25 protein-coding genes are annotated in these 25,018 nt (G+C 34.5%); 19 read left to right on the plus strand and 6 right to left on the minus strand.

Going from position 1 to position 25,018, the window contains the following annotated elements; translation table 11 throughout:
• Positions 1-42: 42 nt before the first annotated feature.
• From BB050_RS04185 to BB050_RS04200, 4 genes are all read left to right on the plus strand, one after another.
• Positions 43-1,296, plus strand: a complete 1,254-nt coding sequence (locus BB050_RS04185) for a type IX secretion system plug protein (RefSeq protein ID WP_066032724.1) — start codon at positions 43-45, stop codon at positions 1,294-1,296.
• Between the two features lie 79 nt (positions 1,297-1,375).
• The gene (gene apaG, locus BB050_RS04190) at positions 1,376-1,762 is read left to right on the plus strand and encodes a Co2+/Mg2+ efflux protein ApaG (RefSeq protein ID WP_008467225.1); all 387 of its coding nucleotides are present in this window, start codon (positions 1,376-1,378) and stop codon (positions 1,760-1,762) included.
• Positions 1,763-1,914: 152 nt separating this feature from the next.
• The gene (pruA, locus tag BB050_RS04195; RefSeq protein WP_066032725.1) at positions 1,915-3,540 is read left to right on the plus strand and encodes an L-glutamate gamma-semialdehyde dehydrogenase; all 1,626 of its coding nucleotides are present in this window, start codon (positions 1,915-1,917) and stop codon (positions 3,538-3,540) included.
• A 342-nt stretch (positions 3,541-3,882) separates the two neighbouring features.
• Positions 3,883-4,614, plus strand: a complete 732-nt coding sequence (locus BB050_RS04200; RefSeq protein ID WP_066032726.1) for a hypothetical protein — start codon at positions 3,883-3,885, stop codon at positions 4,612-4,614.
• Positions 4,615-4,682: 68 nt separating this feature from the next.
• On the opposite strand, the gene rsmG is transcribed toward BB050_RS04200, so the two are convergent.
• The gene (rsmG, locus tag BB050_RS04205) at positions 4,683-5,312 is read right to left on the minus strand and encodes a 16S rRNA (guanine(527)-N(7))-methyltransferase RsmG (protein WP_066032727.1); all 630 of its coding nucleotides are present in this window, start codon (positions 5,310-5,312) and stop codon (positions 4,683-4,685) included.
• 107 nt (positions 5,313-5,419) lie between these two features.
• Here rsmG and BB050_RS04210 point away from each other — a divergent pair, with 107 nt between their 5' ends.
• The 5 genes from BB050_RS04210 (at position 5,420) to BB050_RS04230 (ending at position 11,354) form a co-directional block, all read left to right on the plus strand.
• Complete coding sequence (locus BB050_RS04210) at positions 5,420-6,517, plus strand: fatty acid desaturase family protein (protein WP_008467230.1); 1,098 nt, start codon at positions 5,420-5,422, stop codon at positions 6,515-6,517.
• A 76-nt stretch (positions 6,518-6,593) separates the two neighbouring features.
• The gene (locus tag BB050_RS04215) at positions 6,594-7,784 is read left to right on the plus strand and encodes a pyridoxal phosphate-dependent aminotransferase (RefSeq protein WP_008467231.1); all 1,191 of its coding nucleotides are present in this window, start codon (positions 6,594-6,596) and stop codon (positions 7,782-7,784) included.
• 375 nt (positions 7,785-8,159) lie between these two features.
• Positions 8,160-8,615, plus strand: a complete 456-nt coding sequence (locus tag BB050_RS04220) for a ferritin-like domain-containing protein (RefSeq protein WP_066032728.1) — start codon at positions 8,160-8,162, stop codon at positions 8,613-8,615.
• A 120-nt stretch (positions 8,616-8,735) separates the two neighbouring features.
• Positions 8,736-9,326, plus strand: coding sequence for a hypothetical protein (locus BB050_RS04225; RefSeq protein ID WP_066032729.1), 591 nt, complete (start codon positions 8,736-8,738; stop codon positions 9,324-9,326).
• A gap of 159 nt (positions 9,327-9,485) precedes the next feature.
• Positions 9,486-11,354, plus strand: coding sequence for a peptidase U32 family protein (locus BB050_RS04230; RefSeq protein WP_066032730.1), 1,869 nt, complete (start codon positions 9,486-9,488; stop codon positions 11,352-11,354).
• A 252-nt stretch (positions 11,355-11,606) separates the two neighbouring features.
• Here BB050_RS04230 and BB050_RS04235 read toward each other — a convergent pair whose 3' ends face one another.
• The gene (locus tag BB050_RS04235; RefSeq protein ID WP_066032731.1) at positions 11,607-12,083 is read right to left on the minus strand and encodes an SMI1/KNR4 family protein; all 477 of its coding nucleotides are present in this window, start codon (positions 12,081-12,083) and stop codon (positions 11,607-11,609) included.
• Positions 12,084-12,146: 63 nt separating this feature from the next.
• On the opposite strand from BB050_RS04235, the gene purT reads away from it, so the two are divergent.
• From purT to BB050_RS04250, 3 genes are read left to right on the plus strand one after another with little or no spacing between them, the layout of a single operon-like run.
• Positions 12,147-13,307 (plus strand): formate-dependent phosphoribosylglycinamide formyltransferase, encoded by a 1,161-nt coding sequence (purT, locus tag BB050_RS04240; protein WP_066032732.1) that lies wholly within the window; start codon positions 12,147-12,149, stop codon positions 13,305-13,307.
• A gap of 2 nt (positions 13,308-13,309) precedes the next feature.
• On the plus strand, positions 13,310-13,630 hold the full coding sequence (locus tag BB050_RS04245) for a DUF6370 family protein (RefSeq protein ID WP_066032733.1): 321 nt from the start codon (positions 13,310-13,312) through the stop codon (positions 13,628-13,630).
• Positions 13,630-14,205: a Crp/Fnr family transcriptional regulator gene (locus BB050_RS04250; protein WP_066032734.1), complete on the plus strand. Its 576-nt coding sequence runs from the start codon at positions 13,630-13,632 to the stop codon at positions 14,203-14,205. Before BB050_RS04245 ends, BB050_RS04250 begins: the two co-directional genes overlap by 1 nt.
• Before the next feature lie 104 nt (positions 14,206-14,309).
• Here BB050_RS04250 and aceA read toward each other — a convergent pair whose 3' ends face one another.
• Both aceA and aceB read right to left on the minus strand, forming a co-directional pair.
• Positions 14,310-15,590, minus strand: coding sequence for an isocitrate lyase (gene aceA, locus BB050_RS04255; RefSeq protein WP_066032735.1), 1,281 nt, complete (start codon positions 15,588-15,590; stop codon positions 14,310-14,312).
• Positions 15,591-15,721: 131 nt separating this feature from the next.
• Entirely contained in the window at positions 15,722-17,323 is a 1,602-nt protein-coding gene (gene aceB / locus BB050_RS04260; RefSeq protein ID WP_066032736.1) for a malate synthase A, read from the minus strand.
• 210 nt (positions 17,324-17,533) lie between these two features.
• Between aceB and BB050_RS04265 the strand changes: the two genes are divergently transcribed.
• The 5 genes from BB050_RS04265 to BB050_RS04285 all read left to right on the plus strand — a co-directional run bounded on the left by BB050_RS04265 (position 17,534) and on the right by BB050_RS04285 (position 21,483).
• Positions 17,534-19,015: a helix-turn-helix domain-containing protein gene (locus tag BB050_RS04265; RefSeq protein ID WP_066032737.1), complete on the plus strand. Its 1,482-nt coding sequence runs from the start codon at positions 17,534-17,536 to the stop codon at positions 19,013-19,015.
• Between the two features lie 5 nt (positions 19,016-19,020).
• Positions 19,021-19,380 (plus strand): hypothetical protein, encoded by a 360-nt coding sequence (locus BB050_RS04270; protein WP_008467246.1) that lies wholly within the window; start codon positions 19,021-19,023, stop codon positions 19,378-19,380.
• A gap of 324 nt (positions 19,381-19,704) precedes the next feature.
• Positions 19,705-20,421 (plus strand): pirin family protein, encoded by a 717-nt coding sequence (locus BB050_RS04275; RefSeq protein WP_008467248.1) that lies wholly within the window; start codon positions 19,705-19,707, stop codon positions 20,419-20,421.
• Positions 20,422-20,586: 165 nt separating this feature from the next.
• Positions 20,587-20,814, plus strand: coding sequence for a (4Fe-4S)-binding protein (locus BB050_RS04280; RefSeq protein WP_008467250.1), 228 nt, complete (start codon positions 20,587-20,589; stop codon positions 20,812-20,814).
• 135 nt (positions 20,815-20,949) lie between these two features.
• Positions 20,950-21,483 (plus strand): YceI family protein, encoded by a 534-nt coding sequence (locus BB050_RS04285; RefSeq protein ID WP_066032738.1) that lies wholly within the window; start codon positions 20,950-20,952, stop codon positions 21,481-21,483.
• 223 nt (positions 21,484-21,706) lie between these two features.
• On the opposite strand, the gene BB050_RS04290 is transcribed toward BB050_RS04285, so the two are convergent.
• Positions 21,707-22,570 carry a helix-turn-helix domain-containing protein gene (locus BB050_RS04290; RefSeq protein WP_066032739.1) on the minus strand — a complete coding sequence of 288 codons (864 nt, stop codon included), beginning with the start codon at positions 22,568-22,570 and terminating at the stop codon, positions 21,707-21,709.
• Between the two features lie 96 nt (positions 22,571-22,666).
• Here BB050_RS04290 and BB050_RS04295 point away from each other — a divergent pair, with 96 nt between their 5' ends.
• Complete coding sequence (locus tag BB050_RS04295; protein WP_008467253.1) at positions 22,667-23,029, plus strand: DUF983 domain-containing protein; 363 nt, start codon at positions 22,667-22,669, stop codon at positions 23,027-23,029.
• 73 nt (positions 23,030-23,102) lie between these two features.
• Positions 23,103-23,975, plus strand: a complete 873-nt coding sequence (gene fabD / locus BB050_RS04300) for an ACP S-malonyltransferase (RefSeq protein WP_066032740.1) — start codon at positions 23,103-23,105, stop codon at positions 23,973-23,975.
• A gap of 125 nt (positions 23,976-24,100) precedes the next feature.
• Here fabD and BB050_RS04305 read toward each other — a convergent pair whose 3' ends face one another.
• The gene (locus BB050_RS04305) at positions 24,101-25,006 is read right to left on the minus strand and encodes a DMT family transporter (protein WP_066032741.1); all 906 of its coding nucleotides are present in this window, start codon (positions 25,004-25,006) and stop codon (positions 24,101-24,103) included.
• Positions 25,007-25,018: the final 12 nt, after the last annotated feature.

Genomic DNA, 25,018 nt, shown 5'->3' on the forward strand with positions numbered 1-25,018 from the left:
TTATATAAAATTGTTATATTTACAATCTTACAACGTTTAAAGATGCCGAAATTTTTATATACAAGCTTTATTTTTCTTTTTATTTTCACTTTAGCGAAAGCTCAGGAAAAAGAAATCGACCCTCCATATAATATTAAAACTGCTTCTTTCATTCAAAATGGCAGTAATGTCCCACCAATTTTTGAATTAGGCTCTGCATTTACCTTTCAATTTGATGATTTGTTTGGCAATGAAGCCAATTATTACTTTGAAGTTCTTCATTGCGATTATAATTGGATTCCAACGCAAATTCCAAAAACGGACTATATTCTTGGAATGGATAATCAGAGGATTACCGATTTTTCTAATTCGTTCAATACGCTGCAGGTTTATACACATTATAGACTTTCTTTCCCTAATCAGTTTACACAATTATTGAAGCTTTCGGGAAATTATATGTTGCGAATTCTGAATGAAGATCGAGAAGTTGTTTTTTCGAGAAAATTTATTTTATATGAAAATCATTGTACAGTTGGAGTTCAAGTAAAAAGAAGCCGTAACCTCAGCAATATTGACTACAAACAGAATTTGGATTTTGCTATTTTATCTAATGATATTGTATTTCAAACCCCGTTGCAAAATGTGAAAGTGCTTTTATTGCAAAACGGAAATTTCCATACTGAGATAAAAAATATTGTTCCTCAGTATACAATTGGCAATCAGCTAGTTTACAAATACGACAAAGAAACCCAATTTTGGGGCGGAAATGAGTTTTTATATTTTGAAAACAAAGACATACGGGCGGCTAGTAATAATGTAGCCAAAGTAGGCTCTAACAATGATATTTACAATTCGTTTCTGTATACTAACGCCGCAAGAGGAAATCAGATTTATACTAATTATGAAGATGTAAACGGAAACTTTGTGGTAAAGAACATCAACGGTTCTAACAACGATATTGAAGCCGATTATGCTTGGGTTTATTTCAGCCTCTCTGCTCCTGCTTTTAGAATGAACAAAGACATTTATATTTCTGGCATGTTTAATAACTACAGTCTTTCGCCAGAATATAAAATGGACTATAATAACGACAAAGGAGTTTTTGAAAAAGCCATTATGATTAAGCAAGGTTTTACTAATTTTCAGTATACCGTTGCCGATAAAAAAGGCGTTGTTGATTTTGAAAATGCCATTGACGGAAACTTTTATCAGACTGAAAACGAGTACACCATCTTGGTTTATTACAAAGAAGCTACTGACCGTTATCAGCGTGTAATCGGAAAAGGAAATGCAAACTCTATCAATATAGTCAATTAAAACAATGTTAAGGTTTTAGATTAAACGATTTTTTTTTGTAGCTTTGCCTCTATAACACTCACATATATACGGCGTTAGTATGGTTTCTCAAATTACACGAGGCATAAAAATATCTGTTTTGACTAGTTTTGAAGGCACATACTTCAAAAACTACAAGATTCATTTTGCTTTTAGCTACGTAGTTACCATAGAAAATCATAGTAAAGATTCTGTACAGTTAACTTCTCGCCATTGGGAAATTTTTGATTCTCTAAATGATTTAGAAGTTGTAGATGGTGAAGGTGTAATTGGCAAAAAACCAGTTCTAAAACCTGGAGAAAACCACACGTACAGTTCTGGCTGTTTATTATCGTCTCCTTATGGCGCAATGAAAGGTCATTTCAATATGATCAATTTTACTACAACAAAGACATTCAAAGTTATTGTTCCTACTTTTAGAATGTGTGCTCCTTTTGCACTAAATTAAGATATAGTTTACATCTATAGCTTTTATCGTTATCTTAATCATAAAATTGTCAATTTATTAATTTATCCTTTGTACTTTTGTGCAGCGTTAGATTATTCGTAACAAAACAAATCGTCTAACTTTAAATTGTCTAATTCACAAATTTAAATAACATGCTTAAAGGATTTTTTCATGTACCAAAAGCGGTAAACGAGCCTGTAAAGAGCTACGCACCAAACTCACCAGAAAAAGCTGCTGTTCAAGCTGCTTATACCACAATGTGGAATTCTCAAATTGACGTTCCTTTATATATTGGAAGCGAAGAAATTAGAACTGGAAATACAAGAAACATTACAGCTCCACACGACCACAAACACGTTGTTGGAAAATACCATTTAGCTGAAAAACAACATATCGAAAAAGCTATTGCCAATGCTCTTGAAGCAAGAAAAAAATGGGCAAACATGGCATGGGAACAGCGTGCTGCTATTTTCTTAAAAGCTGCTGAACTTATCGCTGGACCATACAGAGCTCGTATCAACGCTGCTACAATGATTGGGCAGTCTAAAAATATCCATCAAGCAGAAATTGATTCTTCTTGTGAATTAATTGACTTCTTACGTTATAATGTTGAGTTCATGACTCAAATCTACAACGATCAGCCAAAATCAGATTCTTCTGTTTGGAACCGTGTAGAATACAGACCATTAGAAGGTTTTGTTTACGCTATTACTCCATTCAACTTTACTGCTATCGCTGCTAACCTTCCTGCAAGTGCTGCAATGATGGGTAACGTTGTGGTTTGGAAACCAAGTGATGGCCAAGTATTCTCTGCAAAAGTTATTATCGACGTTTTCAAAGAAGCTGGAGTTCCTGATGGAGTTATCAACGTAGTTTTCGGAGACGCTTTAATGATTACTGATACTGTTTTGGCTAGCCGCGATTTTGCTGGTGTTCACTTTACAGGATCAACTCACGTATTTAAAGATATTTGGGCTAAAATTGGTGCAAACATCCACAATTACAAAACGTACCCAAGAATCGTTGGTGAAACTGGAGGTAAAGATTTTATCATTGCTCACCCAAGCGCAAACGTAAAACAAGTGGTAACGGGAATTACTCGTGGAGCTTTTGAATTCCAAGGACAAAAATGTTCTGCTGCTTCTAGAGCTTATATTCCACAAAGTTTATGGCCAGCTGTAAAAGAACAATTGATTGCTGATGTAAAATCTATGAAAATGGGTTCTCCAGAAGATTTTGGAAACTTCATTACAGCAGTTATTCACGAAGGTTCTTTTGACAAATTAGCAAGTTATATCGATCAAGCTAAAAAAGATGCTGAAGCAGAAATCATCGTTGGAGGAAATTATGATAAATCTGTTGGATACTTTATTGAGCCAACGGTTATTGTAACTACAAATCCAAAATATACTACAATGGAAACTGAGTTGTTTGGACCAGTTATCACAATTTATGTTTATGAAGATGCTAAATGGGAAGAAACTCTTGAATTAGTGGACACTACTTCTGAGTATGCTTTAACAGGAGCTGTATTTAGCCAAGATCGTTACGCTATTGAACTAGCTACAACAAAATTACAAAACTCTGCTGGTAACTTCTATATCAATGACAAACCAACTGGAGCTGTTGTAGGAATGCAGCCATTTGGTGGAGCAAGAGCTTCTGGAACTAATGATAAAGCAGGTTCGGCATTAAACTTATTGCGTTGGGCTTCTCCAAGAACTATTAAAGAAACTTTTGTAACTCCAGAAGATTACAGATACCCTTTCTTAGGATAATCTGATTTTAGAGTTCAGATTTAGAATATAAAAACGCGTCTACTTTCAAAGAAATTAGACGCGTTTTCTTTTTATAGAAAAATTACTTCTCCTATTATTTTGATTTCACCTTTATCTGTCATTTCTTTCAGAATAGGACTTAAAATTTTTATTACACGTGACTTCTGTAAATATTTTTGTAATACTTTTCTTATTTATTTAAAAATCAGGACTTTAAAAAAACAAAATGTCTTATTTTAATATTTAAAAAACTTATTGTTCCCTTCAAAAAAAACTCATCAGCCTAAATTTGTTTCAATATTAAACAACATTAAAAGATCTAAATAAATTAACAGCATAAGTATGAGAAATTTAAACAATGTTCCCAAAGTTATTATGGAATCTAAAAGCATTGGACATGCCATTGATTATAAATGGACAAAAAAGAAAATAAACAAACTTTTAGACCCTATTGAAGGGAATGAAGAGCTTGAAAATGCTTTAATGCAAATCAATCATAAAGGTTCTATTGGCTTGACCGCTGCGTTATTAGAATGGATTTACTGGCGTTTTACAGGTTATAGCCAAGCTACAAACGATACGCAAAAAAGAATTGAAGCACTTTGGTGCTCTATCAACAATCGCGAACAGACCAATCCTTTATTATTTGACACCGAATTCGAAATCCCAGCAACTGGCTCTATAAACGGCGCTCTATGGATTGCATTAATGAATGTGAGAATGATCGATGTACGATACCGCAAAGGTTCTTACTTTTTACAAAATGATCTTGTCGGATTGGTATTGTTAGCGCGTCATATTACGCCAAAAAAGAAAAACTTCGACCATTGGTTTGCCCAAACTATTATAAACTTAACCCATTCTCATCCTAATCCATATAGAAATGATGTTTTGGACGAAAGCGACGAAGCAGTATACGATTCATCAAATGAGCCGGTAATCTCTAGAGAGTTTTTCTTTGATGAAACATTCCAATATTCAGTTGAAGCGTCAGAGAATGCAATTCATGGTTTCATTGATAATTTAGATCACAAGGCGAACAGCTTTTTAAATCTTCCAAAAAAAGCTTCATAATTTTAACTTTAGTTGTGTTCAAAAAAAAAAATAACCCGTTTAGAAAGTTCTACTCGGGTTATTTTAGTTTAAGGTTTAAATTTTAAAGGAAGATGGACTACTTTTTTGGTTTCAAAAAATTCATCTTCAAAAAATTCATCCAAATCATATAAAGTAGCGCTTGGAAAATCCTTTAACTCTTCGGTTAAATCACCGCCTTTCAAATATAGAATTCCATTTTTTAACATGTGTTTGTGCTGCTTCTTGATTTTATCTTTAATCCATGAAACAAAATCTGGCATATTAGTAACGGCACGGCTAACAATAAAATCAAAATCTCCTTTTACCAATTCAGCACGTTTTTGTTCTGCTTTTACGTTCTTTAGTTCTAATGCATCAACCACACCTTGAACTACTCTTATTTTTTTTGCAATAACATCAATTAAATAAAAACGGGTTTCAGGAAAAAGAATCGCTAATGGAATTCCAGGAAAACCTCCACCTGTTCCAACATCTAAAACTGTTGCTCCAGGTTCGAATTTCATAACCTTGGCAATTCCTAATGAATGCAAGATGTGTTTTGTATATAATGAATCAATGTCTTTACGCGAAATCACATTGATTTTTTCATTCCAATCGTGGTATAAAAAGTCTAATTTTTGAAATTGTTCGATTTGAAGATCAGTCAAATTGGGAAAATATTTCAATATCTCATCCATTGCTATAATTTTTTAACAAAAGTACTACTTTACGATTGAAATATTTAACTCAATTTTGCAAATTGAAAATTTATAATAATTACCTTTGAAATCTATTTAAATTAATTATGAATAACACTGCTCCAACTTTTGCACGGCAAGACAATTTAAAGTTTTTTAGAACGCTTAACTCTCGCGTTAACAATTACTTTAAAGAAAATAATATCAAAAAAACCGGAAACTGGCAATTACATTTAAAAGCTGTTATTCTATTTGCTGTTTTTTTAACTCCGTACTTTTTAATCCTTACGCTTGACATGCCGTTTTGGGTAATGTTGCTTTTATCAATCGTAATCGGAATTGGAATGGCAGGTGTCGGAATGAACGTAATGCACGACGGAAATCACGGTTCTTATTCGACTAAAAATTGGATCAATAAATTTATGGGCGGAACCATTTACGTTCTAGCAGGAAATGTATACAACTGGCAAGTACAGCATAATGTGCTTCACCACACTTATACCAATATTCCTGGACACGACGAAGATTTAGATGCGGGCCGTATTATTCGTTTTACAAAACATGCTGAATGGCATCGTTTTCACCGTTTTCAGCATTACTATTCTGTTTTCTTATATGGATTATTGACTTTCAATTGGGCACTTACAACCGATTTCAAACAGATGCGTAACTACCTTAAAAGAAAATTATCTTATGGAGAGCCAAAAAGCCCAAAAATTCTTTGGACCACTTTAATCATTACTAAAATCATTTATCTTTCGATCTGGATTGTTCTTCCAATTCTTATTGGAATCACTTGGTGGAAAGTGCTTTTAGGATTTTTTGTAATGCATTATACTGCAGGTTTAATCTTAAGTATAGTATTTCAATTAGCTCACGTTGTTGATCATACAACAAATCCAACTCCAAATGAATTAGGAGAAATGGACAACACTTGGGCTGTTCACCAATTATATACAACGACCAATTTTGCTCCAAAAAACGCAATTGTAAATTGGTACACAGGTGGTTTAAATCATCAGATTGAACATCATATTTTCCCAAATATCAGTCATATTCATTATGGTAAAATTGCTCAAATTGTAAAAGAAACAGCAAAAGAATGCAATTTGCCTTATTACGAATATAAAACAATGCGAAGTGCTGTTATTGCTCACTTTAAGCATTTACGCGAATTGGGAATGAAACCGGAATTAGCAGTTTAAGAACTAAAAAGAAATCTATTAATAATTAACCTTCCTTAATCAACACAGCAAATTAAGGACATTCAAAAATTTTATAATGAATCATATTCTTTCGGACAGAATCAACAACTTAGCGACTTCGCAAACATTAGCAATGGCTGCTTTAGCTCGCGAATTAAAAGCACAAGGAAAAGACATTATCAGCTTAAGTTTAGGTGAACCAGATTTCAATACACCTGATTTTATCAAAGAAGCAGTAATTAAAGCAGTTAACGAAAATTATAGCACTTATTCTCCAGTAGAAGGTTACCTTGAATTGAGAGAGGCAATTTGCAGAAAATTCAAAAGAGATAATAACTTAGATTATAAACCATCTCAAATTGTAGTTTCTACAGGAGCAAAACAATCTTTATACAACATTGCGCAAGTAATGTTAAACGACGGTGATGAGGTTATTTTACCGGCACCATACTGGGTTTCTTATTTCGAAATCGTAAAACTTTCTGGCGGAGTTCCAGTTGAAGTTCCAACTTCTGTCGAAACCGATTTCAAAATGACACCAGAACAATTAGAAGCTGCAATCACACCAAAAACAAAAATGATGTGGTTCTCTTCTCCATGTAACCCTTCAGGGTCTGTTTACAGCAGAGAAGAATTAACAGCCTTAGCTAAAGTTTTAGAAAAACACCCAAATATTTATGTAGTTTCAGATGAAATTTATGAGCACATTAATTTCTCAGGAACTTTCTGCAGTATCGGTTCAATCCCAGGAATGTTAGATAGAACGATCACTGTAAACGGAGTTGCAAAAGCATTCGCAATGACAGGATACAGAATTGGTTATATCGGAGCTCCTGAATTTATCGCAAAAGCGTGTACAAAGATCCAAGGACAAGTAACATCTGGCGCAAATTCTGTGGCGCAAAGAGCTACAATTACTGCTGTAGATGCTGATCCAAGCGTATTAAACGAAATGGTTCAAGCTTTCCACGGTCGTAGAGATTTAGTGGTTGGATTATTACAAGAAATCCCAGGCATCAAAATTAACGTTCCAGAAGGAGCATTCTACGTATTCCCAGACGTTTCTTCTTTCTTCGGAAAAACTTTAAAAGGACACGAAATCAAAGATGCAAACGACGTATCTATGTATCTTTTAGCTGAGGCAAACGTTGCAACCGTAACAGGAGATGCTTTCGGAAATCCAAACTGTATTCGTTTCTCTTACGCAACAAGCAACGATATTTTAAAAGAAGCATTACGCAGAATCAAAGAAGCTTTGACTGCATAAACATATTCTAAGTTTTACTAAAACAGCTTAAGGTTCAAAAGTTTCATCACTTTTATACTTTAAGCTGTTTTTTTGGCGTGTCCCCATCCCGATAGCTATAGGGAGGCTATCCACTATATCTTTTATGGCGAACCCCGCCATAAAAGGATATCGCTCCTATCCCTCACGCAAAAAGCATACAAAGAAATGTCATTTTCAAAACAAAACTTTTGAGCATTTAAAATTGGTGAAATTCGAGAAATCCGTCACGAACAAAAAAAAGAGTTTCAAAATTCCCATTCCACAATATTATAAAACTCAAAATGTAATCCTATAAAAATAAGCATGTTATAATTACAAACTTTGTAACATATTAATTTTTAAAAATTATAGGTCATGACACATGCAGAAGAAACCACAACAGAAACCATTAAAACTTTAGAAGGATTAATTTCAATTCTGGAAGATGGAAAATTAGGATATACAAATGCAGCGGAACATGTAGAAAATCCAGCAATGAAAACCGATTTTCTTGAATACGCTCGCGAAAGAGCTTTATTTATTGTTGAGTTACAAAACCAAATCAACAAACTAGGAAAATCGACAGATACTTCTGGCGGAGGTCCGCTTGGAGCTTTACACCGGACTTGGATTGATATAAAATCTGCCTTTACCGGTGGTGACACAGAAGCTATCATAAATGCCTGCATCACTGGTGAAGAAGCCGCTATCGAAAAATATAAAATGGCACTCGAAGAAAATCATCTAGAACACGATCAGGTATATATTGTTTCAAAACAGCTAAACAGTATTCAAAATACTTTATCACAAATTAAAATGAGAGCAAATTAATCGATCGATTCATGCTTTTTTTTTGAGAACTGCTCGATCTTCGGATTGGGCAGTTTTTTTGTTTGTTAAACTGAGAATAAATCTTACATTCGTCACAACCAATTAAAAACTAAAAATCATATGACATTAACTTTACGCTGGTATATCATTTTACTATTTGCAATTTTACTTTCTTCAATAACACAAGCACAAACAACTGGCAATTTCATAAAAGCCTCAATAGGTTATGGATCTAGCAGTTCTTATTACATTGAAGATTATGGAAGTCAAGATGAAGTTGATGTTATGGGAGGTGGACTTTATCTTCAAGGCGAATACATTATAGGACTAAAATCGTGGTTTAGCGTAAGACCTTACGCTGGTGCCATTTTTGAATCTGTTGACAAAAATCAAAATATACAAAATCAACCGCAGTATAAAGTAACCACAAATGCTTTTTTAATGGGAGGAAAAGTTCGATTTTGCGCTCCTATTCCATGGGTTGCTCCATTTATAGAAGGAGGCATTGGAACTTCGATGGGCAAATTCGAAACTTTTACACCAAATGTTAATTTCAATAAAAGCACAGTTTTATTACATATTCCTTTCAGTATTGGATTGGCAGTTGGCAGACATAATAATTTTGAAATCGGGATTTCAGGATACTTTCATCCAGCGGCAAAACAATCGACTGGAGTATTTGCAATCGGATATAATTTTCCATTAGATTAATCATATTCTCAATTCTCAAATTAAAAATTTCATTTATCTTCATTCCATATTAAGTTAACAAATTCAAAAAAATCGCTTCATCACTAGCAAACTCAAATAATTTATTAGACCTTTGCACACTTTTTTTCGGGAATACCACAAAAGTCTAAAGTTTTAGAAATGAAGAAGAAAATCGAAATATTAGCTCCTGCTAGAGATTTAATTGGAGGAATGGCAGCCATAAATAGTGGTGCCGATGCTGTATATATTGGTGCACCTCAATTTGGAGCACGTTCAAACGCCAACAACTCTATCGCAGATGTTGCTGAACTTGTAAAATATGCGCACCTATTTAACGCACAGGTTTTTGTAGTTATCAATACCATATTGTACGACAACGAATTAGAAACTTGTCGCGCGATGATCTGGGAATTATACGATATTGGTGTAGATGCATTGATTATTCAGGATATGGCTATTATGGAAATGGACTTGCCTCCTATCGTACTTCACGCCAGCACGCAAGCCAACAATCGTGACAAAGAAAAAATAAAATTCCTTAAAGATGCTGGCATCAAACGTGTGGTTTTAGCGCGTGAATTGAACCTACATCAAATTAAAGAAATCTACGATTACGCTGATGTTGAATTAGAATTCTTCGTAACGGGAGCTTTATGCGTATCATTTAGCGGAAACTGCTATATGAGTGTGGCAAACGGAGAACGTAGCGCTAACCGTGGCTCTTGCGCACAAAACTGTCGTTTACCTTATAACTTAATTGACGGAAACGGTGAAACTTTAATCAGAAACAGTCACTTGCTTTCAATTAAAGATTTAGATGTTTCAGATCAGATTCCGAATCTGATCGAAGCAGGAATCGTTTCTTTCAAAATTGAAGGGCGCTTAAAAGACGTGGCTTACGTAAAAAACAACGTGTCTTATCTGCGCCAAAAATTAGATAGTTTTTTAGAAGGAAGCGATAAATACACGAAAGCTTCTTCTGGAAAATGCACTTATACTTTTGATTCTGCATTAAACAGAACTTTCAATCGTGGCTATACCGATTATTTTGTAAACGACAGACACAATAGTATTGGTTCTTGGGAAAGCCCAAAATCAAAAGGACAATACATTGGTAAATTAATCCGAACTGTTGGTGGTGCTTACGAAATCGAAAACGGCGAATTATTAAACAACGGCGACGGACTTTGTTTCATCAACGAAAATAATGAAGCTGACGGAATCTACGTAAACAAAGCCGAAAATGGAAAAGTTTATCCAAACGTTTTAAAAGAAATCAAAGACGGAACTTTCATATACAGAAATAACGATGCTGCTTTCATCAAAATCGTAGAAAGAGAAGATAGTGCGATCCGTAAAATCGGAACAACTTTATTGCTTACCGAAAACGAAATTGGTTTTGAATTAATCGCAACCGACGAAGACGGAAACGTAAGTACAGTAAAATTAGAACATCCGAAAGAAAAAACGAAAACAGGGGAATCGATCGAAGAAAATATTAAAGTTCAATTGGCAAAAACAGGTTTCACACCTTACAGCGCCGATGAAATTAATGTAATGTTCTCTGAAAACTGGTTCCTTCCTATTTCAAAAATCAACGAAATGAGAAGAAATGTTTTCGAACAATTATCAGAAATTCGTTTAGCAAATTATGTTCGCGAAGAACACCAATTGGTAAAAACGTCTCATCCTTATCCAGAAACTAAACTGGATTTTATGTACAACGTTTCGAACAAAACAGCTCGTAAATTCTACGAACGCCACGGTGTTACCGAAATCGAAAAAGCTTTTGAATTACAATGGGATCCAGGAAAATCCCGCGTAATGACAACTAAATATTGCATCAAATACGAATTGAAAAAATGTCCGATACACCAAAAAGATATTGTAGGTGTTAAGGTAAAAGAACCATTAGTATTGAAACAGGGAGAATTGGAGTATAAACTAAAATTCAACTGCAAACCCTGCGAAATGGAAATCTGGGAAAAAGATGCTGAATTTGAGATTGAAGAAGATCATTTTCATTAAAAGAGTTTAACCACAAGGAGCGCAAAGGAATACGCAAGGTTCGCAAAGATTTGAAAATTAATCTTTGCGAACTTTTTTTTTTATATAAAAATATAACTTTGCGTTCTTCGCGTTCCCGATAGCTATCGGGATTGTGTTCTTTGCGGTTAAATAATCTATGCATTTCCATAATCTTGTCATAAAAATGACAAACTGTGTGGTTACATGATGTAATAATAAAATCTGAGTGAGAATTTTTTACGTTGTTTTCTTTTAGTTAAAATTATCTCCATATTTTTTCATATTATCAATATAGAACTCTACATACTCTTTAATTGTCCTACCTAAACTTCTTATCCAAGCTCCAGAGGAACTTCCAGGATGAGCTTCATATATTTGCGGATCATCTCCTTCATCTAAATAAACAAAAAAGAATTGATAGCCATCATATACCTCTATAATGTAATAAGGTTTAAAAATCACTCTTCCTTTTTCTTCCAAATACTCTCGAAACATTTCCTGCATTTCTTTTTGACTATCACTTATTCCATAATCAAAAGTATAAGAGTACTCCCCTGACAAAAAAAGCAGCTCTCTTAAGCATTTTGGAAAGTGATTCCCATTATTATAAAGTTTTTCAAGATCTTGAATTTCATCTATGCTAATTCCTTTTATTCCAAATCTGAACTCTCTATCTTTAGGATATCTTTCTGGATTATCTTTTAATTTCTGTAAATACTCTATTTCCATAACTAAATTAAATTATAACTAAAAATAGCTATTTTTGTTTACCAAACACTACAACACTCCAAAATGAAAATACTACTCCTAGGTTCAGGCGAATTAGGCAAAGAATTTGTCATTGCCGCACAACGAATCGGACAAACTATAATCGCAGTTGACAGTTACGAAAATGCGCCAGCCATGCAAGTCGCACACGATTTTGAAGTCATTAATATGCTCGACGGCGAAGCGCTTGACCGAATCGTAGCCAAACACAAACCTGATTTTATTGTTCCCGAAATAGAAGCCATTCGCACCGAACGTTTTTACGATTACGAAAAACAAGGAATCACAGTTGTTCCTTCAGCGAAAGCGGCAAACTTTACGATGAATCGTAAGGCCATTCGTGATTTAGCTGCAAAAGAACTTGGGCTAAGAACTGCAAAATACGAATACGCAGCCTCAGCAGAAGAATTGCAAAAAGCTGTTAAAGAAGTTGGGATTCCGTGTGTTGTAAAACCTCTAATGTCTTCTTCTGGAAAAGGACAATCGACCATCAAAACCGAAAGTGATATCGAAAAAGCGTGGCAATACGCCGTTGCGGGTTCACGTGGTGATGTTATTGAAGTGATCGTAGAAGCTTTTGTTGATTTTCATTCAGAAATTACGCTTTTGACGATTACGCAAAATAACAATCCAACTTTGTTTTGCGCTCCAATTGGTCACAGACAAGAACGTGGCGACTATCAGGAAAGTTGGCAACCGGCTTTGGTTTCAGAAAAAGATTTATACGAAGCTCAAGATATGGCCGAAAAAATTACTGAAGCACTTGGTGGCGTAGGACTTTTTGGTGTCGAATTTTTCTTAACTAATGAAGGGGTTTATTTCTCTGAACTTTCTCCGCGTCCGCACGATACCGGAATGGTTACTTTGGCCGGAACTCAGAATTTCAACGAATTTGAATTACATTTACGCGCCATTTTAAGTCTTCCAATTTTCGAAATCACTTTAGAAAAAGCTGGAGCAAGTGCCGTAATTTTAGCATCAGAAGATTCTGCAAATCCAACTTTTACTGGAATCGAAAAAGTAGCTGCTTTACCTAAAACCGATTTCAGAATCTTTGGAAAACCAACTTCAAGACCCTACCGCAGAATGGGAGTAGTTTTAAGCCACGACTCACTTTCGACTCCAATTAACGAAATAACAGAGCGTGCCAAAGAAACGGCAAAATTAATAACTGTAAATTCTTAACTATGAAAAACATACTTTTAGCGACTTTCCTTTTTGTTGGGATCGCAGTACAGGCACAAGATAAAAAGAAATTTGACAAACCAACAGTCGTTGAAGCTTCTTGCGGAGAATGTCAATTCGGAATGAAAGGCAAAAGCTGTGATTTAGCCGTTCGTATTGACGGAAAATCGTATTTCGTTGACGGAACTACGATTCACGATCATGGAGATGCTCACGCTGAAAAAGGTTTCTGCAATGCCATCAGCAAAGCTTTAGTTACAGGAGAGATCAAAGGAGACAGATTCAAAGCAACTTCATTTACTTTAATAGACGATAAAAAATAATGGCATTAATTCTCGAAAACATTGCCAAACACGTTTCTCTAACACCAGAAGAACAGGCGCTTTTTTTATCTAAATTAGAAACGAACACTTACAAGGCAAAAACGCTTTTATTAAATGCTGGCGAAGTCTGCAAGCATTCTTATTTTGTAAACTCAGGAATTTTAAGGAGTTTCAACATCAACGATAATATTGTTGAACATGTTCTTTCATTCGCATGTGAAGGCTGGTGGATGAGCGATATGTACAGTTATTTTTCACAAAAGCCAGGACAGCTTTTTATTGAAGTTTTAGAAGAAGCCGAAGTTGTTTCTTTATCTAAAGAAAACCAAGAACAATTGTATCTTGAAATTCCGAAGCTGGAACGTTTTTTCAGGATTTTGATTGAAAACTCATTAGTTGCGAATCAACAAAGATTAATGGACAATTTGAGTTTACCTGCCGAAGAACGTTTTGAGAAATTCACAAAAAAATACGGAACATTAGTTCACAAAGTGCCTCAAAAACAAATCGCCTCTTTCATTGGCGTAACACCAGAATTCTTTAGCAAAATGAAAGCTCGCCTTTTGAAGAAGTAAAAATAAACCATTAAGACATTAAGATTCATTAAGCGAGACTTAATCTGTCTTATTTTTAAGAATATAAAGCTTAACTTTCTTAATATCTTAATGGTTAAAAAAACTTAAAATTGCTCAACCTCCGTAGAATGCTCCATTGCTGTTATAGCTGACTTTCCTAACATAACGGTGTTTTGAACCGCATCAAAATATGAAGTTCCTACGAAAGCTTGGTGTTTTACCGCTCTGAATCCGTTTTTCTGTAAAGCGAATTCTCGCTCTTGCAATTCAGAGTAACCTGCCATTCCGCGCTCTTTATAGGCTTTAGACAATTCAAACATACTTGTATTTAAAGCATGGAATCCAGCTAAAGTGATGAATTGGAAAGCATATCCCATTTCGGCTAAATCTTCTCTAAACGTTTCCATTTCGGCAACTGATAATTTTGCCGCCCAATTGAAAGATGGAGAACAATTGTATGCCAGCATTTTATCTGGGAATTCTTTTTTCATTGCTTTTGCAAACTTTCTTGCGTAATCTAAATCCGGATTACTGGTTTCCATCCAAATTAAATCGGCGTATGGCGCATAGCTCAAACCTCTAGCAATTCCCTGCTCGATTCCATTTTTAACATAGAAGAAACCTTCGCTTGTTTTTTCTCCTGTTAAAAATTTCCTGTCTCTTGGATCTGCATCACTTGTCAATAGATTCGCTGCATCGGCATCTGTTCGGGCAACGATTAAAGTCGAAACTCCCATAACATCTGAAGCCAGTCGCGCAGCAATAAGTTTATTAATCGCTTCTTGTGTTGGTACCAAAACCTTTCCGCCCAAGTGTCCGCATTTTTTAGCAGAACTTAACTGATCTTCAAAATGCACTCCAGAAGCTCCGGCTTCAATCATTGATTTCATTAATTCGAAAGCATTTAAGTTTCCGCCAAAACCTGCTTCAGCATCAGCCACAATCGGAACTAAATAATCTTTTTTATCTTCAATATTATTTACAGTCTGAATCTGATCGGCACGCAGTAAAGCGTTATTGATCTTTTTTACCACCATCGGAACGCTGTTTACAGGGTAAAGCGATTGGTCAGGATACATTTCTCCCGCCAGATTTGCATCTGCTGCAACCTGCCATCCGCTTAAATAAATCGCCTCTAAACCCGCATCAACTTCCTGAATCGCCTGATTTCCAGTCAACGCTCCCAAACCCGCAACATAATCCTGACTTTTTAACTTTCTCCATAATTTCTCCGCACCCATTTTGGCAATAGAATGCTCAATTTTATAAGACCCTTGTAGCGTTACTACTTCACTTGCGGTGTAAGGGCGCTCCACACCTTTCCATCTCGGGTTCATAATCCAATCGTTAATCAATTCCTGAATTCTGTCTTCTGTTGTTTTCATAAATAGTATAGTTAAAGTGGTTAGTAAGCTTTCAATTAAAAATTAAAAATTGAGAATTGAGAATTAAAAATCTTCGTTATCAGCTAAATCTGGGCGAAAAATTTAATTTTTAATTCTCAATTTTTAATTTTTCACAAATATTTATAGCACGGAATCGTTAGGAAATCCACAAAATGCAGATTTACAACCAATCTTTCCAGCAATTTTTCAGCTAATGGAAACTGTTGTTTTTCATGATTTTCTTCTCCTAATTCTTCCTTTATTTTTCTGAATTCATCTAAAGCCAATTCATGATAATACGCCAAATCTAATTTTCGCCCATTATCCAAAATCACTTTATTCTGAAGCCATTGCCACAATTGCGATCTTGAAATTTCAGCCGTTGCGGCATCTTCCATCAAATTATGCAAAGCAGCCGCACCTTGTCCGTTTAGCCATGAAGCCAAATACAAAACGGCAACATTGATATTTTTTCGAACACCATTTTCTGTGATTAATCCAATTGGCGGTTCGATCAAATCGGCTTCTGTGATTCTTCGATGTTCTCGTTTTACATGAATCTGATTTGGAGACGGCATTCCTTTATCAAAAATCTCTTTAGCTATTGAAACTAAATCCGGATGTGCCACCCACGTTCCATCATGGCCGTTTCGAACTTCACGCTCTTTATCGGTTCTCACTTTTGCGAAGGCGATTGCATTGGCTTCTTCATTATTTTTAATTGGAATTTGTGCTGCCATTCCACCAATCGCATGAATTCCTCTTTTATGGCATCTCTGAATTACCAGATTTGAATACGCATTCATAAAAGGCGAAGTCATATTTACCTGATCACGATCTGGAACAATGAATTTTGGATTTTTTCTAAACTTTTTAATGTAAGAGAAAATATAATCCCAACGTCCGCAGTTTAAGCCCACAATATGTTCTTTCAATTCATAAATGATTTCATCCAACTGAAAACTTGCCGTTATGGTTTCAATTAAAACCGTCACTTTTATAGTTCCTCGTTTCAGATTCAGATAATCTTCTGTAAAATCAATTACAGTATTCCACCATCTCGCTTCTAGATAATGTTCTAATTTCGGAATGTAGAAATAGGGTCCAGAATTGTTTTCCAAAAGTCGTTTATGATTATGAAAAACATACAAACCAAAATCTACCAAAGAACCCGAAACTTCATTTCCTTCAATCAAAACATGTTTTTCAGGAAGATGCAAACCTCTTGGACGAACAATCAGCGTTGCGATTTTTTCATTTAAGTGATATGATTTCTGTTTCACCAAATCGGTAAACGTGATGGTTTTATTAACGGCATCAATCAAATTCATTTGTCCATCCATCAGGTTTTGCCAAGTTGGTGAAGTGCTGTCTTCAAAATCGGCCATAAAAGTTTTGGCACCCGAATTCAAAGCATTGATAATCATTTTTCGGTCTACCGGTCCAGTAATTTCCACTCTTCTGTCCAATAAATCTTTTGGAATTTCTCCAGCTGTCCAATTACTTTCTCTGATGCTTTTGGTTTCTGGAATAAAAACCGGCATAATTCCCTGATCAAAAGTGACTTGTTTCTGTTCTCTCTGTAAAAGCAGTAATTTTCTTTGCGATTCGAATTTTTTGTGTAATTCGATAATAAACGCAGTCGCTTCTTCTGTCCAGATTTTTGGATAAGCAAACTTTTTGTCGGCTAGGAATTCTATAGCCATTTCAGTGATCTCTAATTGGTTTTTCATAGCTGCAGATTTTAATTTTAAATTTTAAAAAACAGATTTTCTGTTTACACTTTTCATTTCGTCAAAAACTACTCAATCATAACTAATTCATAATTAACAAGTTTCAACGATACAATGTTATAAAAAAGTTTTTTACAAAACAAGCGAACGTTCGCTAAATTTAAAAAATATTTTTTTGGCGATTATTTTTAGATTACTTACATTTGGATTATGGATATCGAAAAAGACTATATAAAGCTGATCTTTGGGCTCAAAATGAAACAGGTTCGCATGCAAAAAAACCTGTCGCTTTTTGGCTTGGCCAAACTGACCAATCTTTCAAAATCATATTTAAATGAAATTGAAAAAGGAAAAAAATACCCCAAAGCGGATAAAATTTTGCTTTTGTGCAAGCATTTGGACGTGACTTATGACCAAATGGTGTCTTTAAAACTCGATAATAACCTCGCTCCGATTGGCGAAATCTTAAAATCAGGAATTTTAAAAGAGATTCCTTTAGAGCTTTTCGGGATTCAGGAAGCTGATTTAATTGATATTATTGCGAATGCTCCAGCAAAAGTCAATGCGTTTATTAGTACAATAATCGAAATTGCACAACATTATAATTTAAGCCGTGAAAGTTTCTTTTTAGCCGCTTTGCGTTCTTATCAGGAAGCGCACAGTAATTATTTTGAAGATTTAGAGGAAAAGGTAATTGAGTTTTCGAAGTCTTTTCAGATTAATTTGGATTCTAAAATCAGCGTTGAAGAACTGGAAGCGATTTTAAAAGAAGAATATGAATACAACATCAAAGAAATTGCTTTTACAGATCAGGAAGCTTTAGGCGATTTGCGTTCGATTTACGTTCCGAAAAGCAAAACTTTACTGCTTTCAACCGAGCTTGACGATCCACAGAAAGCCTTTATTTTAGCTAAAGAAATAGCCTATAATTATTTAAAAATTTCTGATCGTCTGTTGACTTTCAGCTGGATTAAGTTTGAAAATTTCGATCAGGTTTTAAACAATTTTTACGCTTCTTATTTTGCAGGCGCTCTAATATTACCTAGAAAATTAGTGGTTGATAAAATCAATTCTTTTCTGGAAAATGAAAATCCAAAACCGGAAGAATTTGTTCAATTAATTGAAAGTTTTGAAGTTTCACCAGAGTCATTTTATCAGCGATTGACCAATCTATTGCCGAAAGATTTTCAGTTGAAAAACCTTTTCTTTTTAAGATTATCGCACAAAATAGGTTCTGATTTTTATCAGATAAACAAAGAATTGCACATTACACATCAGCAGGAACCGCATGCCAACGAAACCAACGAACATTATTGCAGAAGATGGGTTTCGGTAAAAACAATTGACGAAGCTATTAAACAAAATAAACCTCATTTTTTTGATGCTCAAATTTCGAGTTATGCCAACAGCGGAAACGAATATTTAGTTTTTTCATCGGCTACAAAAGATCCTTTTTTGCATGATACTATTCGAAGTATTTCTGTTGGAATTTTGATTAATCCAACCATGAAAAAGAAATTCAAACTCATTGATGGAAAACCTTTGGTAAAACGGATTGTTGGTGTAACTTGCGAAACTTGCGCAGTAAAAGATTGTTTAGAAAGAGCTGCTCCACCGATTGTTTTAGAAAGAAAAAAACGCCATGAGAATACAGATGCAGTTGTGCAGCAGTTTATGAATCAATACAGTTGACCTTTATGAAATATTTTGCCTTACTACTAACCTTGTTTTTTATCAACTTCAACCAAAAAACAGACAAACTTACTGGCCGCTATAATTATTTAATTGAAGATGACAATGCTTATATTCTAAAAGATAAAATTACTTTTAAGGATAGCGTTTTTATTTTTGATAATAAGTTCATGCCGAAAGGGAAAATTTCATATGGCAACGTAATATTATTGGATAATTTCATTAATACTGATTTAATTATCAGCATTTCAAAAGATCAAATCGAAAAAGATACGATTCCTTTTTTTATGCATGATAAGAAAAGTTCTTCTGCAAATTATCTTGATGAAGTGGTTGGGAAAGGGAAATTGGTTAGGATTAAGTAATTTAGTTCAACAGATTTTCAGCCTAATAATTCGCCCCAATCTTGTCATTTCGACGAAGGAGAAATCCTCGTAAGAAGCTCGACAAAGATTGGATTCACATTGCGGAGTTACTTGCGAAGATTTCTCCTTCGTCGAAATGACAAACCGTATGGTTACTTTGAGGTAAAACCTTTAACTCTCTGTAACTTTGTGCCTTTGTTTCCTAAAAACTTAGTCCCTCAGACCTCCAAAACTTAGCATCTCAAAGAACTTAACCTAGATTAAGTGCTTTTCCTTTACATCGACCGTATCTTTGTACCATAAAAATAACTAAAGGACAAAATCATGGAAAATATAGTATTGCACAAAGCAGAATCAAGAGGAAATGCAAATCACGGATGGTTGAACGCTTATCACAGTTTTAGCTTTGCGAGCTGGTACAATCCCGACAGAATTCAGTTTGGAGCGCTTCGTGTTTTGAATGATGATACAATTGCTGCCGGAATGGGATTTGGAACTCACCCTCACGATAATATGGAAATTATTACGATTCCGTTAGAAGGTGATTTGGCTCACAAAGACAGTATGGGAAATACGGAAGTAATTAAAAACGGAGATATTCAGGTGATGAGCGCCGGAACTGGAATTCAGCATAGCGAGTTTAATCCGAATGCAGATCAGCAGACTAAACTGTTACAGATTTGGTTGTTTCCGAACAAAAGAAATGTTACTCCACGTTATCAGCAAATCACTTTGGATGTTGCTGACAGACATAACAAATTGTCTCAGGTTTTATCACCAAATGCAGATGATGAAGGAGTTTGGATTCACCAAGACGCTTGGTTCAACATGGGTAATTTCGATTCTGGAGTTACTGCTGAATATAAAATCAAAAAAGAAGGAAACGGAGTTTATGCTTTCGTTTTAAAAGGAAATGTTACAATCAACGGGCAGGAATTAAATTCTCGCGATGCGGTTGGAATCTCAGGAACTGATACTTTAAACATTAAAGCCAATACAGATGCTGAATTTTTATTAATGGACATTCCGATGAATTATTAATTCAAACAAATAACAATTAATACCTGTACTTTGAAACGATAATAAATCTGGAAATCAGATTATTGTCGTTTCTTTTTTTATTTCATTTCAAAAAAGAAGACTAACTTTATAAGTAAAAAAATTGGTCTGACTTTAAAATTAAACTAACTCTTAAAATTTTAAACCATGAATCCAAATAACCTCACTAAAGAATACACAAACGGCGAAGTAACGATTGTATGGCAATCTGGAAAATGCATTCACTCGGCTAATTGTGTCAAAAACAATCCAGATGTTTTTCGCCCAAAAGAAAAACCGTGGATTACTCCAGAGAAATCTACAACTGAGAAAATTATTACTACTGTTAATAAATGCCCATCAGGAGCGTTGACATTTTACATGAATAAAAAATAATCTCAAGAGACCTAACGGGTTTTAAAAACCTGTTAGGTCTTTCACATTTCTTAATCTAGGTTAAGTGCTTAAGGACAACTGCCATCGTAACTTTGTCCTATCAAAATGAAATTAATTATTTAAAAAAATAAAATTATGGCAACTACAAAATGGTCAATTGACCCAACTCACTCAGAAATTGGTTTTAAAGTTAAACACATGATGTTTACTAATGTTTCAGGAAAATTTGGAACTTACGAGGCTTCTGCAATCACAGAAGGAGAAAGTTTTGATAATGCAGATTTCAGTTTTTCTGCTGATATCGCTTCGATCGACACTGCAAATGCAGATCGTGACGGACATTTAAGAAGCGGTGATTTCTTTGACGCTGAGAATCATCCTAAATTAACTTTCAAATCTTCTGCTTTCAAAAAAATTAATGATGGTGAATTTGAATTAACTGGAGATTTAAACATTAAAAGTGTTTCAAAAACAGTAAAATTTCCAGTTGAATTTAGCGGAATCATGACTGATCCTTGGGGAAATACAAAAGTAGGCTTAAGCATAGAAGGAAAAATTAATCGTAAAGATTGGGGTTTAAACTGGAACTCAGCTCTTGAAACAGGGGGTGTTTTAGTAGGCGAAGAAGTTCGTTTAAACATTGAATTACAATTTGTAAAACAAGCCTAATCTATTTGGTTTTAGATTTAATTGGTTGGTTAAAAGCCTTGCGTTTACTCGCAGGCTTTTGTTTTTTTAGCCACAAATTACACAAATTTCCACAAATTATTATTTTTTAATTTTTTTTGCCACAGACGAAGAATTTCCTCAGATTAAAAATCCAAATAATCTTTTTAATCTGTGGCAAAAAATTAATTTGTGGAAATTTGTGTAATTCGTGGTTATAAAAAACTCAACGCGAAGTATTTCTAAATTCTGTAGGTGACATTCCGGTTTGTTTTTTGAAGAATCTTGAGAAATAGGAATAATCTTCGTAACCGACTTTGAATGCGACTTCGTTTACGGCTAATTGTTTGTCAATCAGCATTCTTTTGATTTCTAGGATCACTCTGTCCATAATTACTTCTGTCGCTGTTTTTTGGAGGATTTCATTGCAGATTCTGTTTAAATGTTTCAGCGTAATATTTAGCTTTTCCGCATAAAATGAAGGCAGTTTCTGGGTTCTGAAATGTTCTTCCAAAAGCGATTCAAACTTATTGATTTTGATATTGTACGAATGGGTTTGATGCGAATAAGTTTCTCCATATTTTCTAGCTACTTCAATATGAATGCAATCCAACAAATTCAGTAATTTGTCTAATTGGTATTTATTGTCTTGGCTATTTTCCTGAATAAGCAAATCGAAATAAGGCTGGATTTTCGGAATTTCATTTTCTTCAAAAACCATTTCTGGTCGGTTTTGAATGGAATGATAAAAATTATAATCGTTGATTTTCTTCTGTCCGAAATACAAATTGTACAATTCCTGCGAAAAGATAATTACAAAACCTTCAATATCTTCAGACAAATTCCAATGGTGCATTTGTCCTGGTTGAAGCACAAAAAGACTTCCTCTTTTGATTTCAAATTGGTCAAAATCGACTTCATGTAATCCCGAACCTTTAGTAAAAAAGACCATTAAATACGAATCATGACGATGTGGTTCTTCGACAAAACTGTGACTTTTTAAGTGTTCCGTAAAAGTATTGACATAAAAATCACGGTGAATATCGTTACAGCTGAAATTCTGAACACTATAAATTGGATATCGTTTCATAAAAAATGTCTCTATTGTGCTATAATAAGCGAAGATACTAAAAAGACTTTTATAATGCTCTGAATTACCTTTGTATAAACAAAAATCAATAATATCATGTCAAGTGCATTAACTCATATTTTAAAAAACGAATGTCCTGTTTGTCATAAAGGAAAAGTTTTTACAGACAAGAATATTTTTCTGAATTTCAGTTTTCCAAAAATGAATGAATACTGCAGTCACTGTCATTATAAATTCCAAAAAGAGCCTGGCTATTTCTTTGGTGCCATGTATGTAAATTATGGGCTAACCGTTGCTCAAGGAATTGCAACGTATTGTATTGCACAGTTTTTCTTTGAGAAAAATTTCGATTTAAGAATCCTTCCAATTATTGCTGTTTCGATCACTCTACTTACTCCTTTTAACCTGAGATTTTCTAGATTAGCATGGATTTATATGTTTAAGGATTATACGAAATAAAAAAGTATTATTTTTGCCTTCCAATTGAAACTAATTTTCAATTTTAAAAAAAAGTAAAAATTAAATTAGACAAATGAGAGCATACGTATTTCCGGGTCAGGGTGCACAGTTCACAGGAATGGGTAAAGACCTTTATGAAAATTCGGCTTTAGCCAAAGAATTATTCAAAAAAGCTAATGAAATATTAGGTTTCAGAATTACAGATATAATGTTTGAAGGCACTGCCGAAGAACTAAAAGAAACTAAAGTGACACAGCCTGCTGTATTTTTACATTCAGTTATTTTAGCTAAAACTTTAGAGGATTTCAAACCGGAAATGGTTGCAGGGCATTCATTAGGAGAATTTTCGGCTTTGGTTGCTAACGGAACTTTATCTTTTGAAGATGGTCTTAAATTAGTTTCTCAACGTGCTTTGGCCATGCAGAAAGCTTGCGAAATTACTCCATCTACAATGGCAGCTGTTTTAGGTTTAGCTGATAATGTTGTAGAAGAAGTTTGTGCTTCTATCGACGGAGTTGTGGTTGCGGCTAACTATAACTGCCCTGGACAATTAGTAATTTCTGGAGAAACTTCGGCTGTTGAAAAAGCTTGTGAAGCTATGAAAGCTGCAGGAGCAAAACGCGCTTTAATTTTACCTGTTGGAGGTGCATTCCACTCACCTATGATGGAGCCTGCAAGAGAAGAATTGGCTGCTGCAATCGAAGCAACTACTTTCTCTACTCCAATTTGCCCAGTATATCAAAACGTTACTGCAAACGCGGTTTCTGATGCTAACGAAATTAAAAAGAACTTAATCATCCAATTAACAGCTCCTGTAAAATGGACTCAGTCTGTACAGCAAATGATCGCTGATGGCGCAACTTTGTTTACTGAAGTTGGTCCAGGAAAAGTATTAACTGGATTGATTAATAAAATTGATAAAGAAGCTGCTGTTGCTAATGCGTAGTTAGTTTTCAGTCGCGGTCTCAGTTTTCAGTTAAAAAACTATACATATAAAAAGCTCTGAAAAAATTTTGTTTTTCAGAGCTTTTTGTCATTTCGACGAAGGAGAAATGACATACTAAAAGAATACTACAAAACTTTCTTTTCCTTCTTCTTGTAATTCACAATAAAAACTCCAAGAATAATTAAAGCTGTAGCAATAATAAAATCAATCGTAATTACTTCATCTAAAAGCAACCAGCCCAAGAAAACCGCAATTATTGTATTGATGTAGGACAGAATAGAAACCTGAACCGCTGTAACATGTTTTAGTGCATAATTATAACAAAAGAAAGCAATTACAGATCCAAATATTGATAAATACAAAGCAGCAAAAATACTTTTTGAACTCCAAGAATTAAAATCTGGATTTGGTGAGAATATTGAAGCCAAGACCAACTGAATACAAGATGCGATTGTAAATTGGTAAAATAAATTGAGCGTTATATTTTTCGATTTATTTGCATGCGTTTTGGTATAAATTGTTCCAGCCGCCCACGCCAAAATTGCAAATCCCATAAACATCATTCCAGTTCTGTAATTAACATCTAAAAATGATTCGAGTCCATCTTTAAAAATAAACACTACTCCTGAAAACCCAATAAGTACACCAATAAATCCCTTTAAACTCATTTTTTGCAATCCAAACATAATACTGCCCAAAAAAATAAGAATTGGAGTCAAGGCATTTATAACTGATGCTAATCCGCTAGGGATATTCTGCTCTGCAATTGTCGTAAAGCCATTTGCAATTACAAGCATTAAAACCGAAGCAATAAGCTGTTGTTTAAAATTCTCCCAGCCAATCCATTTTAATTCTTTTTTGAATAATAAAATGGTCATCATAATAAATCCCGCAAGACCTTGACGAATTGAAGTTACAAACCAAGGCGGAATCGTTTCAACGGCAACTCTAATTCCTAAAAATGTAGTTCCCCAAACAATTCCAACAGCCGCTAGGGCAAATATTAATTTATAATCTAAACTTTGTTTCATGATAATTAATTG

Origin of the sequence: Flavobacterium anhuiense (assembly GCF_001705175.1) — a bacterium.
GTDB classification, from domain to species: Bacteria; Bacteroidota; Bacteroidia; order Flavobacteriales; family Flavobacteriaceae; genus Flavobacterium; species Flavobacterium anhuiense.

Coding starts and splice junctions, on each gene's coding strand:
- BB050_RS04215 (WP_008467231.1), top strand. CDS start 6,594: ATGAATCATATTCTTTCGGACAGAATCAACAACTTAGCGACTTCGCAA.
- BB050_RS04245 (WP_066032733.1), top strand. CDS start 13,310: ATGAAAAACATACTTTTAGCGACTTTCCTTTTTGTTGGGATCGCAGTA.
- BB050_RS04230 (WP_066032730.1), top strand. CDS start 9,486: ATGAAGAAGAAAATCGAAATATTAGCTCCTGCTAGAGATTTAATTGGA.
- BB050_RS04250 (WP_066032734.1), top strand. CDS start 13,630: ATGGCATTAATTCTCGAAAACATTGCCAAACACGTTTCTCTAACACCA.
- BB050_RS04295 (WP_008467253.1), top strand. CDS start 22,667: ATGTCAAGTGCATTAACTCATATTTTAAAAAACGAATGTCCTGTTTGT.
- pruA (WP_066032725.1), top strand. CDS start 1,915: ATGCTTAAAGGATTTTTTCATGTACCAAAAGCGGTAAACGAGCCTGTA.
- BB050_RS04225 (WP_066032729.1), top strand. CDS start 8,736: ATGACATTAACTTTACGCTGGTATATCATTTTACTATTTGCAATTTTA.
- aceB (WP_066032736.1), bottom strand. CDS start 17,323: ATGAAAAACCAATTAGAGATCACTGAAATGGCTATAGAATTCCTAGCC.
- BB050_RS04265 (WP_066032737.1), top strand. CDS start 17,534: ATGGATATCGAAAAAGACTATATAAAGCTGATCTTTGGGCTCAAAATG.
- aceA (WP_066032735.1), bottom strand. CDS start 15,590: ATGAAAACAACAGAAGACAGAATTCAGGAATTGATTAACGATTGGATT.
- BB050_RS04210 (WP_008467230.1), top strand. CDS start 5,420: ATGAATAACACTGCTCCAACTTTTGCACGGCAAGACAATTTAAAGTTT.
- BB050_RS04200 (WP_066032726.1), top strand. CDS start 3,883: ATGAGAAATTTAAACAATGTTCCCAAAGTTATTATGGAATCTAAAAGC.
- apaG (WP_008467225.1), top strand. CDS start 1,376: ATGGTTTCTCAAATTACACGAGGCATAAAAATATCTGTTTTGACTAGT.
- purT (WP_066032732.1), top strand. CDS start 12,147: ATGAAAATACTACTCCTAGGTTCAGGCGAATTAGGCAAAGAATTTGTC.
- rsmG (WP_066032727.1), bottom strand. CDS start 5,312: ATGGATGAGATATTGAAATATTTTCCCAATTTGACTGATCTTCAAATC.
- BB050_RS04235 (WP_066032731.1), bottom strand. CDS start 12,083: ATGGAAATAGAGTATTTACAGAAATTAAAAGATAATCCAGAAAGATAT.
- BB050_RS04285 (WP_066032738.1), top strand. CDS start 20,950: ATGGCAACTACAAAATGGTCAATTGACCCAACTCACTCAGAAATTGGT.
- BB050_RS04185 (WP_066032724.1), top strand. CDS start 43: ATGCCGAAATTTTTATATACAAGCTTTATTTTTCTTTTTATTTTCACT.
- BB050_RS04290 (WP_066032739.1), bottom strand. CDS start 22,570: ATGAAACGATATCCAATTTATAGTGTTCAGAATTTCAGCTGTAACGAT.
- BB050_RS04270 (WP_008467246.1), top strand. CDS start 19,021: ATGAAATATTTTGCCTTACTACTAACCTTGTTTTTTATCAACTTCAAC.
- BB050_RS04220 (WP_066032728.1), top strand. CDS start 8,160: ATGACACATGCAGAAGAAACCACAACAGAAACCATTAAAACTTTAGAA.
- BB050_RS04305 (WP_066032741.1), bottom strand. CDS start 25,006: ATGAAACAAAGTTTAGATTATAAATTAATATTTGCCCTAGCGGCTGTT.
- BB050_RS04280 (WP_008467250.1), top strand. CDS start 20,587: ATGAATCCAAATAACCTCACTAAAGAATACACAAACGGCGAAGTAACG.
- BB050_RS04275 (WP_008467248.1), top strand. CDS start 19,705: ATGGAAAATATAGTATTGCACAAAGCAGAATCAAGAGGAAATGCAAAT.
- fabD (WP_066032740.1), top strand. CDS start 23,103: ATGAGAGCATACGTATTTCCGGGTCAGGGTGCACAGTTCACAGGAATG.